We start from the raw sequence: 11,046 nt of genomic DNA, 5'->3' as shown, positions 1-11,046 counted from the left end.
TGGGCCAAGCCTCTCTCCTTCGATTGGCCATTTGTTGCCTCTCACTTCGAGCAACTTGGTGGACGTATGCCGTTTCACTACCGAATTGCCCGCGACCTAAATAGCTTTATCGCCGGTCTGCGCGGCATCCCTGAGCACACTTCAATGGAAGAAATCGTTCCCAACAATGGTGACAAACACAATGCCCTTCATGACTGTGCCTTCCAAATCGATTGCCTCATGCATGCGAAGCGTGGAGATTTCCAGCAAGTTATCTCCGTTTGACGCTATGGACGAGGCCTTCGTATCTGGTAAGTACGAAGCTTTGTTAAAGAAACTTCGCCCCGAGCAGCATATTATCTGTGCTCACGACACTGAGAAAGAGTGGCTTGAGACAGAGCTAGCCCGCAGGGGGAGAACAGACGTAAAATTGTTTGTTGTTTCCCCTGTTCCCGGCTATGACAAAGACCCTATATTCAAGGACAACAAAACCTTCACTAGCTTCTCACCGGTGTGGTATAGCTTGTGGTGGTCATGGATGAAGATGTTCATCAAGGAGAATATCAAATGAGTAACGTGTATGACGAAATTCGCGCCGAGCGCGAGTATCAAGACGACAAGTGGGGTGTCGAAATTGACGATACCAAGAACACCCCGTGGATGTGGGCTGCCTACATCGGCCAATATGCCACTAGCTGGATGCGTGGCACCTTCCTTCCTCTCCAGCCGGACGTGACTGATGCCTTTCGCAAGGCGATGGTCAAGGTCGCGGCAATCGCTGTGGCAGCAATCCAATCGATTGACCGGCAGCGCGCTGGCGGGTCGCAGAGCACGTTCTATGAGCGTCCATTCTCCGGCTACTCTTACGAGGAAGCTCGCGAGCATTTTGCGGAGGATAAGAGCAATGCCGAGTGATTCTGATCCCTTTAAGGGCTGGTATGACATTTCATCCGAGTCCTACCGAGAATATGTCAGCGAGTCTGGCACTGTTTACCGGATTGACAACCCGCAGAAGTTCTTCCGTAACAAGGTGAGTGGTACGCACTATGTGCTCGATAGCGAAGGTGTAGTTCATACGCTTCTCGCTAGTGCGTTCATGGTGCTGCGTTTCTTGGATTCGAAGGGTGTATCCTTCACCACAACCCGCGACGGTGATACCGTGCGCGTGTAATGGATTTTACGCTTCCTGACGGTACTACCGTGCATCTTATTGGGGACCCCCATCTCGGCAAGAAGTTCGAGGTTGGGGTCCCTTTGCATAGGCGCGGGGAGCGTGAGGCACGACAATTGATGAAGTTCCGCAAGGAACTAGACCACGACAGCGACATTATCGTCATGGTGGGCGACCTGTTTGAACACCCGTACATTTCATACCAAGCTTTGAATGAGGCCATGCAGGCGATTTTAAGCGCCGCTGAGGCCCGTCCGAGCGTCAGGTATATAATGATGGCTGGGAACCATGACTTGCCTCAGAGAATGGACGGGACGGGCGCATTTCACGTATTTACGACTGGTATGTCGAACCGTCTCGACAATCTTGATGTGGTAACACGTCCTAATATCATTTGCGGCATAGCCTTGTTCCCTTGGGAATGGGATCGCACCGCACTAGATCAGGTGTCTGACTTACAGGATGGAGAAGCTTATGCCGCTATCGGACATTGGGATTTGCAATCATTCGGCAAGGATGATCACCTTGCCCCAACAGCAGCGCTTCGCAGAGCTTTTGGAGAAATTGAACTCTATTCCGGCCACGACCACAATCCCGGAGACTATGAAGTTGACGGATGGATCGTACATTGTACCGGTTCCCTCGAACCGTACAGCCATAGCCAAGACCCTGCAGGAAGCATTTACGTTACTCTGACACCCGAGCAAGCACTAGAACGAAACGATTTGCACGATAAGTTTGTCAGGCTGTTGGTTGCCCCCGGCGAAGATATGCCGGAGCTAGACTGTCTGGCGCTCACCAAAAAGGTGGTACGGAAAGACGAGCCAGAAATGGAAGCGGGGGAAACAGTTTCGCTGGACAATTTTGATTGGGGCGGCATTTTGAAACGCAAGATCAAACCGCTGCACCCCGAAGTGCAAGCCTTCATTGAAGAGAGGCTACCACACCATGAAGAGTCTACCGAAGAATAGCGCCGAAGTTGTTATCCACATTTATGACAAGGCCCGTTCGCTTGGTATCCCTGCGCGCATCGAATCCAGCTTGGTGCCCCACTCTGATAGCCGGTATGTGATTTTGTTCCCTGATACTGACCAAGAGGCGGTAATTAGGGTGAGCAGCCACAAGCCATATGAGGATCGCTATGCCCTGTGCATTGACGTCCATACGCCTAATCTACTTGCCACAGCGCCGCACAAGGCGAATGCTTGGTTAGACGAGCACTACAAGGTGCTGCCAAAGGCCTCCCCCGGTGTGAAGCCAAAGCGTCGCAAGAAAGCGCTCGGTCACAAAGAGCGAGCGGGCGGTCTGACTTGGCGTCAGCTTATCGAGCGGGAGCAGGAGAAGGAACAGGGCTTGGTGCAGCCTGAATAATGGGCTGCACTCTCTGAGCTTCCTGCATCATTTCAATTTTCTGCTGAAGGTCGCGCTTCTGGGCCTCGTTAGCATTCCACTGCTGTACGAGAGCCCAGCCGAGCACGCTGATGATCAGTGTGACAATCAAACCGCCAGCCCACTTGATAATGCCCTCGACACGGTCAAGGCCTTCGTCCAGTCGCTGATAACGCTGAGCACACTCAGCTTCGTGCCGCTCAAGAGCAGCATTGGCATCCCGCGCTTGGTCGCGTGCGAACTGATCGATCACCCCGGTCATTGAGCCTTACTTCTTTTTCGTGGAGCCACGAGGACAGGCTGCTACGATAGGCTCAATCTCATTAAGGCGAGCTTTACGCTGTGCGCGACCAGCCCATAACAGTTGGTAGCGTTCAGCAGGACCGCTCGCTCCTTTAAGGGCCTTGTCGCTGTCCACGTAGTCCGGTGGAGCCCCTAGTGTATCAGGTACACACGGAGCAGGAGTCGCAACGGGGACAGGCTGCGTAATGATAATCGGCTCGGGACGTGCTTGAGGCTTGCTCGCGCAAGCCGCCAAGAGTAGTCCGAGTACGAGTATAATTCCTTGTTTCATTTCAGAAACTCCGCCATTGCTCGGCGATCAATATCATTGATCTGTGCCTCAAGGGTAGACCCCTGAGGCTTGGTTGCCAAAAAACGCCTCAACTGACCCTTCATCTGTTCAGTCTGGTCTTGAGCGGCCTTCAGCTTGATTTCGGTATCCGCCAGCTTAGCGTTAGATTCTTTCTCCAGCTTCTGATAGCTGGCAAGAGACTCTTTCAATTGGTTCTGTAGCGTAGCTACGTTCGTGTGAGCCTGTGCCAGCTTCGCCACATAACCCGTGTTGGGGTCCTCGATCTGGGTCATCAGGTCTTTGTTACGGTTCGAAAGCTGATGATTTTCGATGGTCGTCGAAATCAGCATGAAGCCGAGTACGAGCGCAATGACACCGGCTGCGCCTGTGGCGATCTTCCACAACTGTCCGCTAAGGAACGAAGGAAGCGGGATTCCCATCACTGTTTCTCCACTATTGGGCCGGTGACGGTAGCATCACCTGCTCTGACTGTCTGGGTGTCGTCGTCACGATCTATATCGAAACCAAGATCACCGGGTCCGTGTCCCTTGAGTTTTACACCAAGGGCAACCACGACAACAGACAAGATAGTGAGGCCGAGGATGACAAGCAAACCAATTACGGCATGATCCTTAATATCGAGTAGTCGCAGTAGCACAGACAGGCAGGCAGCCCGCGTTTCAGCGGAGCCTTCCTTAGCCAGTACGCACCAGACACGGGGGGAAGTTTCAAAAAGCTGCCAACCTGCAAAGGCCGCGCTGATGAAACCGGCGAACACGAAAGCAATAATGGTCCACCGATAACGGCTCGTGCTCATAGGACCGGGTACGTTGTCACTCATTATCCGTTCGCTTTCCACCAAGAGGTCCCCGGCAAGAACGACCGCGTGCGGTTGTTCCAGCCATTTTCGAAGACCTTGTCAGGATCATTCGCGCCTTCGTTCACGGCAAGGCCATGATCAAAGGCGATACGGGCATCCCCCCAGCGGAATGCGGATCCTTCCTCGCCATAAGAGTTCAGCCACTTGTTATAGGCGTTTACGGTCATGGGACCGATAGCGCCATCGGCAGGCACGCCAATGAGGCGTTGCAAGATACGAATAGCTGTGCCCGGTCCTGAACCCCAACCCTTGTCCACAACAGACATGGTCACACGGTTCCAAGGGAGCTTCGAAAAGCCGGGACGATTGAAATAGAGTTCAACACCGATGTTGACTGCCTCATCGTGCGTGAGGTTACGCATGTCAGCAGCCGTGATGTTTGATACGCCGCGATAATTGGCGAGTGCATAGGCGGTAACGCCGTACTTGCTGCCGACCAGCGTGCCTTTGTTGCGTCGCTGCGGTAGGCCGGTCTTGTACCGAATAGGGTCGAACCAGTTGCCGTTGTCATCTGGATGCAGGCTCAAGCCACCTTCGTGCGCATCGATGAAGCGGCTGATAAATTCGCGCGGAGTCGTCATGTTAACTACCTTCTATATTATATATTTTTTTCAACTTTACCCCCTAAAGTTGAAAAAATTATATGCTATAGGAACGAAGTGAGATAAGGGTACCCACATGATCCTACATACAAAATATTCCGTATTTTTTCCCATAAGCGGCTTGACATTAAAAGGTGAATTTTCACCGCCACCGGGGATAACCGCTGTGGTTGGCCGCAACGGTAGTGGGAAGACCTTCGGCTCTATCGAGGTCACTCGATATGCCTTGTTCGGTAAAGCTGCCCTGCGAGGCGTAGCATCAGACTACAAGAATCTAGTAGTGGATGCCTCGTACATGATCCGGGACAAGCGCGTAGACATACACAGAGGCACCAAGGAGACGTTACATGTTGACGGTGAAATCAAGGCAACAGGGGCTAGTGCAGTCAATGCAAAGGTCGTCGAACTTCTCGGATACGATCTGGCCGTCTTCGATATCTGCAACGCCAGTGTCCAGAAAGGCGCAGATGTTTTCGGTAAGCTTGGGGCACCTGCCCGTAAGAAACTTATCGATCAAGTGGTAGGCATCACGGACGTAGAGCAGACCGAGAAGCTGTGCCGTGACAAGGCTCGCACTCTAAAGCTGGAAGCTGAGGCTATGTCACGGACCTTGATTACGCCCGTGGCACCTGTGACACCGTGCGATTATCGTAACTCAACTACCTTGGCTGAGGAATTGGCTGCAATGCAACAGCACAACCGGCAGCGTGCTGAGCTTGAAGCTCTGCTAATACTGCCCGCTGAGCCCGAACGACCGGCCAACCCCCTGCCGTCTGATGGCGATATTGCAAGGCTTAAGCACCATGAGGATGAGCGCCATAAAAGAGAATGGATCATTCGCTCATACAAAGACACTATCGAGGCTAACTCTGCAACAACTCCCTACACAGAAGCTGAGTTAGATGCTGCGCTCGCTCGGGTGACTGCTCCTGAGTGCATCGTGTGTCCCAATTGCGACTTCAAGATCGGTGCGGTGGAAATACCAGACGGCCCCGATCTTGGCTTAGCCGAGATTGGCGTGCATCGCCAAGCGCTGCAAGAAATGGCCAAGCGTGAAGAATATCTTGCTTTGCTTGCCAAGGTTGAAGCCGAACCGCTTTGGGACCGCAGTGAGGAACTGGAGGCTATGCTGACCACACAGCGTGAGTGGAATATCTACACGCCTCAGGAAGCACGCTATCTAGAGGCGCTTGGCAAGGTAGCCAGCGTGTGCGAAACTCTTTCTCACCTTGCGCCTGCTTATAGCGAGGAATTGATCGAGGACGTTCGCGAGGCCCGTACTAGAGCAATGATCTATGAGAATGAGCTTCATGCATATGAAGCTGCGTTAGAAACTTACGAGAAAGTTTCTAACGAGATCGCTGGTAAACTCACAATGTCTGACGAGTTCAAGAAAGGCGCGCAGGCTTTGGCCGAAGGGCGTGCTGAACTCAAGACTTTGCTTGCTCCCATCCTTTCGCAGGTGGCATCGAACCTCATCGACAAGATGACCAACAGCGAACTCTATGATGTGGTCGTGGACGAGGACATGGAGATAACCGTAAACGGGCAAAGGCTTGAGACGCTTTCGGGCGCTGGTGAGACTGTCGCCAACATTGCCCTCAGGGTAGCACTTGGCCAAATCCTAGTCGGAAAAACTTTTCCTGTCTTTATAGGTGACGAAATGGATAGCGATGCTGATAGCGAGCGTCGTGAAGCTACCGCCAAAGCACTGACTAATTTGCGGGAGAACCTAGAGCAGATTATTCTAGTTACTCATCGGTCAGTGGAAATCGCAGATCATGTCATAGATATGGATATTACGACGTAACACCAGTTTATGAATTGGGAAATTTCCCAAACATGACTTAACAAACTCCAAAAGGAGTAAACCCCGTGCATTCGCAAGAGATTATCGACGATGTGCTTCGTGAGTATCGGCGCACTCGCAGTCCATTCAAAACCAGCCGAGCAACCGGCATCGGTGTGAATGATGTCTGGAATATCATCAACGACCATCAGGACAAGCTCGGCCCGTTCGAGCAGCGGTGGGGCGGTGATGGTCGTCCAGAACTTCGCCCGTACGTTGTCGCAAAGCGGCAGGCCAATGATTCTTCGTGGGACAATACGCTGCCTGAGATAGCTCAGGCTCGTCAAGACTACGAAGCCGGTACACATGAAATGTGCACCGGTCGGGACGGTTCGGTGCTCATTCTCTATTCTATTCCCCGTCGGACGCGCGATCCTCGTCCTGACTATTTCAAACCGGAGCTTTCATAATGAAGCATGACCTATTGGTGGGCAACGGCTGCACCATTGTTGACCCGCAAGGCGGGTTCATGCAGGTGGCCGGAGGCACCACAATTCTGTCCGTCGAGCCTCAGATGCTGCGCAACGGGCAGGATGGCTTAGCCTACCATCCAGAGCTACAGTACCTGTCTCTGCTGCAGGAACTCGTCAACCTCTCGGAAGGTGACGTACGCGAAGACCGCACCGGGACAGGCACATACTCTGTCTTCGTTAGGCAGATGCGCTTCGACCTTCAAAAGGGCTTTCCCCTGCTCACTACCAAGCGCGTCTTCTGGCGCGGTGTCGTAGAAGAGCTTCTGTGGATGCTGCGCGGCGAGACTAATATCAAGAGCCTTGTCGATAAGAATATCCATATTTGGGATGAATGGGCCGATGAGTACGGCGACCTTGGTCCTGTCTATGGCGCTCAGTGGCGTTCATGGGGCGCACTAGCTGATGACGGAGAAAAGCGGCACGGGGGAATTGATCAGATCGCCGAGGTAATTGAACAGATCAAAACCAATCCGGGATCGCGTCGTCATATTGTTATGAGTTGGAATCCTAGAGAGCAAGAGCATATGGCTTTGCCGCCTTGTCACATGCTATTCCAGTTCTATGTACAAGACGGGCATCTGTCCTGTCACCTGTACCAGCGGTCGGCTGATATCTTTCTCGGTGTCCCATTCAATATTGCTAGCTATGCGTTGCTGACGCATCTTATCGCTCGTGAAGTTGGACTGTTGCCGGGTGAGTTTATCCATACGTTTGGTGATTTGCACCTGTACTCTAACCACTTGGAACAGGCTAAGGAGCAGTTGTCTCGTACCCCTGTTCCTTTCCCGTCGCTTGAACTTATCGGCGACATCAAACCTCTCGAAGAAATAACCTTCGAGGATATCAAGCTGCTGGACTACAACCCAGCACCTGCAATTGAAGCGGAGGTTTCTGTATGACTAAAGATGTTAAGGGCGTGCCCGAGGACGTGAGCGAGGCCCTAAGCAAGCTCGGTATTGCTCTGCCTGAACCAATCTCAGAAGATGAGTTGCGCGAATCTCTTGATCGGCCAACGCCAGTCGAGATTGAGCAAGCTTTGTCAGACACCCCTATTGGCGAGTGGCAACCTTTTGGCTCTGCTGTTAAAGCTGATCTAGACGAGGGTGTTAATCCGAAGGACCTAGTCGGTGCCACCAAGCCCGACGTGAGCCTTGTCCCTCCCGCAGGCATCCTGTGGGAAGCACAAGCCATGATGGACGGTGCCCGTAAATACGGACCCTACAACTGGCGAGAAAATAAGGTACTTGCTCGTGTATATGTCGCTGCTGCTATTAGGCATCTTTATCAGTACCTCGATGGTGAGGACGTTGATCCTATCTCGCAGGCGAAACATATCGGCCACGCGCGGGCCTGTCTTGGTATCATTGCCGACGCCACCGTCACTGGTAATCTTAAGGACGACCGGCCTAAGCCGGGGGCGGCAGGAGATATGATCCGACACTTTGGTGATCACGGTTCCTACGCATAAAGAAAGGCCCCCTTCCGGGGGCCTTTTTCATTCGGCGGGTTGAGCCGGAGGCGTTGCTGCCTCGATAAGTGACGGCACTTCAGTTTCAAGTCGGAATTGAATTTGCATCTTGAGGTCAGTGATAATTCGCTTCGCATCCGACCGCATATTGGGCGGCAGATTTAGCGTTGCATCGATAGTATCGAGTTCGCTGTTGAAATTAGTCAGAGCCGTCAAGACCGATTGCAGCGCAGTGCACTCAGCAGACTGCACAATCTCAGCCGCCTGATACAGCGAAGGGGTAGAGGTCGTAGCCATTATGCGTCTTGTCCTTTCAGTTGAGCAAGCTCTTCAGACAGTCTTGCGTTCGATTGGTTTGCTGCGTTCAACGCAGTTTGCAGCTTATTGTTCGCCAGTTCGAACTGCATCGCCTCGTTATGCACTCGGTTGTAGCGGTTCTCGAACAGTTTGATGATCTCGCTCTTTTCTTCCAGTTCGATGCGAAGCTGAGCGATAGTTTCTTGGTCAGCAGGGTCTTTAGATTTGGTACTCATATTGATTCCTTTCCAGTGAATATGGGCTAAGCTTAGGGTTCGATTTTGTCAATCAAAAAGCTGCTTTAGCTCAAACTAAGTGAGTGAACTCCTAGAAAACGGTATCCGCCAGATAAAGGCACAATCATTGCTGAATTGCCCGAGCCTACGCCACTTTTATAGGCATATTCACCTATGCTGTTGCCGTTGAATCCCAGACGGTATTCTATGCTAGAATGACGAGACGTAGCCGCAAAATAGTCGAGAGCAATTATAGCTCCGGGAGAACCGCCGACAGAGGTAGTGTTCGGATACGATGACGGAGCGTAGTTTCCGCTGCCGGTGACGAGAAGCGGTCGCCTAGAACTATCCCATGATAGACTGCCATCAGAATTGAAAATCTGTAATCCGGCGTTATGAGCAGATGGAGATAGATTGCGCATACTGGTAAAGGCAAACCAGTTGACAAGGTGACTATCTAGATTTGAGCGCGGAACACCAGACATCAAATACGTACAGGGCTGTGTTTCATACGTTGCATAAAATCCACCCGAGGCGCGCTTGCCCCAAATAGGAGAACCCCAGTGGTCGCCTGTATTCATAAAGGCTACCATTTCAGTATTGCTCGGAAGCGTAGCCTGATTTGCTGTTAATGGATAAGTACCATCATAGTAAGCACCGGGAATACCTGTTGAAGGGTCGTAGTCATCGACGAAGCCGCTCCCCGGTACAAACCAAATGTCTTTAGCGATAATACTGCCAGAGCCTACCAAGGCAAAGGCGGATGAATTACTATCAAATTGAAGTTTGCCAGCATCATTATATGCCTCAAAACCTACAGTCATAACTTCCTCAATATGCTAAAGCGCGAAGTGCAGCTACCTTTGAACTTGTAGCAGAGTTCCATTTATATTCCAGATTACCAGTGCTAGAATTATAGTTAGTCTCTGGTGGAAGATCGTTGTCTGCGCCCGTGGTAATGAATGCGTTTGTAATTACAGCAGTAGTTGCTGCGGGGGGCGTGATAGCAACAGTTTGTGTGGCTGTTGTCGTGTCACTTACTGAGGTTGTAACAAAGTCTCTCAATACAGACACACTAGTGTCTACAATCAAAGTACCCGATGCATCCCAAACTTGAAGCCCTTGAGGCATTACCAAATTCCCAATCGAACACGGCGGACATTGCTTGCGTCATACACTTCCACAGTGGAACCGCTGAGTACCAGACGTGCTCCAGAAGTTGCACTTTGAATAGTGGTTGTACCGTCAGACGCAACAATAAATTTACCATTTATGTTCAAAGACCCGGCGGTGATCGCACCCAAGTTTGCCGTGATCGCGGACAGGCTGGTCACATTCATACGATCAGCAGTGATCGTGTTAGCCGCAATCTGAGCCGAGGTAATGCTGTTGGCCACCAGACGGTCAGCCGCAATGCTGGCTGCAGTAATCCGACTGCCATCAATGATGGTAGTTCCATAGTTGGCAACAAACCATTTTTGTCCGCTCTGCCACGTACAGAAAGTGACGGCATTATCTTGGCTGAAGCTGCCAGAAAACGGGTTTGTATTCGTAGCAGAGAGAGTGGTAGCTCCTTGTGTCCAGTACACCCAGACGTACCCGGTGAGGCTAGTGCTTCCTGCAGAAACGGAAGCTTGTACCTGAGTACCCGCGTCGTTTGTGTACCCGACATATCCAGAGGTCCAAGACAGAGTTGTCCCGTTCGTGCTGAATGTAATGTCAATCACATTGACGTTACGGTTACCGATGGTCAGCTTATTTGCCGTGATCGTATTGGCGGCAATAGCACCACCTTCGATCTTGGTGTTATCACCGCCGTTTTGCCAACTGGCAAGTGTGCTAGCACCGGAGATAAGAATCTTGCCGGGATTAATGAGAGTGGCAGCAGCATTGATACGAGTGCCGGGGTCCTGTGCGCCGAGAGCGGCGTTGGACACCACGGTGGCCGCAGCGGTGCCCCCGATGTTAGCCGTGAAGTTCGGCGTACCCGAAGCGACGTTCACCCACTGAGGCGAGCTAGTGGGCGGCACAATAGTGCCAATTTCCATGGCAGTCTCAGTGCGGCGTCCTGCCGCAGTACGGATGGTGTCGGCCTGAGCAGGGTTGACACCCTCGTAGCGATAGTGGG

The 11,046-nt window shown here is 52.0% G+C and carries 18 protein-coding genes; 10 read left to right on the top strand and 8 right to left on the bottom strand.

Features of this window, described 5'->3' with window-relative positions; translation table 11 throughout:
- From ACTHJR_RS11650 to ACTHJR_RS11625, 6 genes are all read left to right on the top strand, one after another.
- On the top strand, positions 1 to 264 hold a 264-nt coding region (locus tag ACTHJR_RS11650; protein WP_440523362.1), incomplete at its 5' end, for a 3'-5' exoribonuclease domain-containing protein.
- Complete coding sequence (locus ACTHJR_RS11645) at positions 233 to 550, top strand: hypothetical protein (protein ID WP_440523361.1); 318 nt, start codon at positions 233 to 235, stop codon at positions 548 to 550. The genes ACTHJR_RS11650 and ACTHJR_RS11645, both read left to right, overlap by 32 nt.
- Positions 514 to 894, top strand: coding sequence for a hypothetical protein (locus ACTHJR_RS11640; RefSeq protein WP_440523360.1), 381 nt, complete (start codon positions 514 to 516; stop codon positions 892 to 894). Before ACTHJR_RS11645 ends, ACTHJR_RS11640 begins: the two co-directional genes overlap by 37 nt.
- Positions 884 to 1,150: a hypothetical protein gene (locus ACTHJR_RS11635; RefSeq protein WP_440523359.1), complete on the top strand. Its 267-nt coding sequence runs from the start codon at positions 884 to 886 to the stop codon at positions 1,148 to 1,150. Before ACTHJR_RS11640 ends, ACTHJR_RS11635 begins: the two co-directional genes overlap by 11 nt.
- Positions 1,150 to 2,121 (top strand): metallophosphoesterase, encoded by a 972-nt coding sequence (locus ACTHJR_RS11630; RefSeq protein ID WP_440523358.1) that lies wholly within the window; start codon positions 1,150 to 1,152, stop codon positions 2,119 to 2,121. Before ACTHJR_RS11635 ends, ACTHJR_RS11630 begins: the two co-directional genes overlap by 1 nt.
- Positions 2,099 to 2,521 carry a hypothetical protein gene (locus ACTHJR_RS11625; protein WP_440523357.1) on the top strand — a complete coding sequence of 141 codons (423 nt, stop codon included), beginning with the start codon at positions 2,099 to 2,101 and terminating at the stop codon, positions 2,519 to 2,521. The genes ACTHJR_RS11630 and ACTHJR_RS11625 overlap by 23 nt, the downstream gene beginning before the upstream one ends.
- Here the strand turns inward: ACTHJR_RS11625 and ACTHJR_RS11620 are convergent.
- The 4 genes from ACTHJR_RS11620 to ACTHJR_RS11605 all read right to left on the bottom strand — a co-directional run bounded on the left by ACTHJR_RS11620 (position 2,472) and on the right by ACTHJR_RS11605 (position 4,574).
- Positions 2,472 to 2,801 (bottom strand): hypothetical protein, encoded by a 330-nt coding sequence (locus tag ACTHJR_RS11620; protein WP_440523356.1) that lies wholly within the window; start codon positions 2,799 to 2,801, stop codon positions 2,472 to 2,474. The genes ACTHJR_RS11625 and ACTHJR_RS11620 overlap by 50 nt on opposite strands.
- Before the next feature lie 308 nt (positions 2,802 to 3,109).
- Complete coding sequence (locus tag ACTHJR_RS11615) at positions 3,110 to 3,556, bottom strand: hypothetical protein (RefSeq protein WP_440523355.1); 447 nt, start codon at positions 3,554 to 3,556, stop codon at positions 3,110 to 3,112.
- Positions 3,553 to 3,954: a hypothetical protein gene (locus ACTHJR_RS11610; protein WP_440523354.1), complete on the bottom strand. Its 402-nt coding sequence runs from the start codon at positions 3,952 to 3,954 to the stop codon at positions 3,553 to 3,555. Before ACTHJR_RS11610 ends, ACTHJR_RS11615 begins: the two co-directional genes overlap by 4 nt.
- Positions 3,954 to 4,574: a glycoside hydrolase family 108 protein gene (locus tag ACTHJR_RS11605; protein ID WP_440523353.1), complete on the bottom strand. Its 621-nt coding sequence runs from the start codon at positions 4,572 to 4,574 to the stop codon at positions 3,954 to 3,956. Before ACTHJR_RS11605 ends, ACTHJR_RS11610 begins: the two co-directional genes overlap by 1 nt.
- 97 nt (positions 4,575 to 4,671) lie before the next feature.
- Between ACTHJR_RS11605 and ACTHJR_RS11600 the strand changes: the two genes are divergently transcribed.
- From ACTHJR_RS11600 to ACTHJR_RS11585, 4 genes are all read left to right on the top strand, one after another.
- A complete protein-coding gene (locus tag ACTHJR_RS11600; RefSeq protein ID WP_440523352.1) occupies positions 4,672 to 6,405 on the top strand; it encodes a hypothetical protein in 1,734 nt (577 codons plus the stop codon).
- A 65-nt stretch (positions 6,406 to 6,470) separates the two neighbouring features.
- Positions 6,471 to 6,854, top strand: coding sequence for a hypothetical protein (locus ACTHJR_RS11595; RefSeq protein ID WP_440523351.1), 384 nt, complete (start codon positions 6,471 to 6,473; stop codon positions 6,852 to 6,854).
- Positions 6,854 to 7,816, top strand: coding sequence for a thymidylate synthase (locus tag ACTHJR_RS11590; protein WP_440523350.1), 963 nt, complete (start codon positions 6,854 to 6,856; stop codon positions 7,814 to 7,816). The genes ACTHJR_RS11595 and ACTHJR_RS11590 overlap by 1 nt, the downstream gene beginning before the upstream one ends.
- Positions 7,813 to 8,385 carry a dATP/dGTP diphosphohydrolase domain-containing protein gene (locus ACTHJR_RS11585; RefSeq protein WP_440523349.1) on the top strand — a complete coding sequence of 191 codons (573 nt, stop codon included), beginning with the start codon at positions 7,813 to 7,815 and terminating at the stop codon, positions 8,383 to 8,385. Before ACTHJR_RS11590 ends, ACTHJR_RS11585 begins: the two co-directional genes overlap by 4 nt.
- Before the next feature lie 27 nt (positions 8,386 to 8,412).
- Here the strand turns inward: ACTHJR_RS11585 and ACTHJR_RS11580 are convergent, their stop codons facing one another.
- From ACTHJR_RS11580 to ACTHJR_RS11565, 4 genes are all read right to left on the bottom strand, one after another.
- Complete coding sequence (locus tag ACTHJR_RS11580) at positions 8,413 to 8,682, bottom strand: hypothetical protein (protein WP_440523348.1); 270 nt, start codon at positions 8,680 to 8,682, stop codon at positions 8,413 to 8,415.
- Entirely contained in the window at positions 8,682 to 8,918 is a 237-nt protein-coding gene (locus ACTHJR_RS11575) for a hypothetical protein (protein WP_440523347.1), read from the bottom strand. The genes ACTHJR_RS11580 and ACTHJR_RS11575 overlap by 1 nt, the downstream gene beginning before the upstream one ends.
- A 65-nt stretch (positions 8,919 to 8,983) precedes the next feature.
- The gene (locus ACTHJR_RS11570; RefSeq protein WP_440523346.1) at positions 8,984 to 9,742 is read right to left on the bottom strand and encodes a hypothetical protein; all 759 of its coding nucleotides are present in this window, start codon (positions 9,740 to 9,742) and stop codon (positions 8,984 to 8,986) included.
- Positions 9,743 to 10,048: 306 nt separating this feature from the next.
- The coding region (locus tag ACTHJR_RS11565) for a hypothetical protein (RefSeq protein ID WP_440523345.1) at positions 10,049 to 11,046 on the bottom strand (998 nt) is incomplete at its 5' end.

Source organism: Sphingomonas sp., from assembly GCF_051962185.1.
GTDB lineage: Bacteria > Pseudomonadota > Alphaproteobacteria > Sphingomonadales > Sphingomonadaceae > Sphingomonas.
This window is presented reverse-complemented; position numbering and strand designations above follow the sequence as displayed.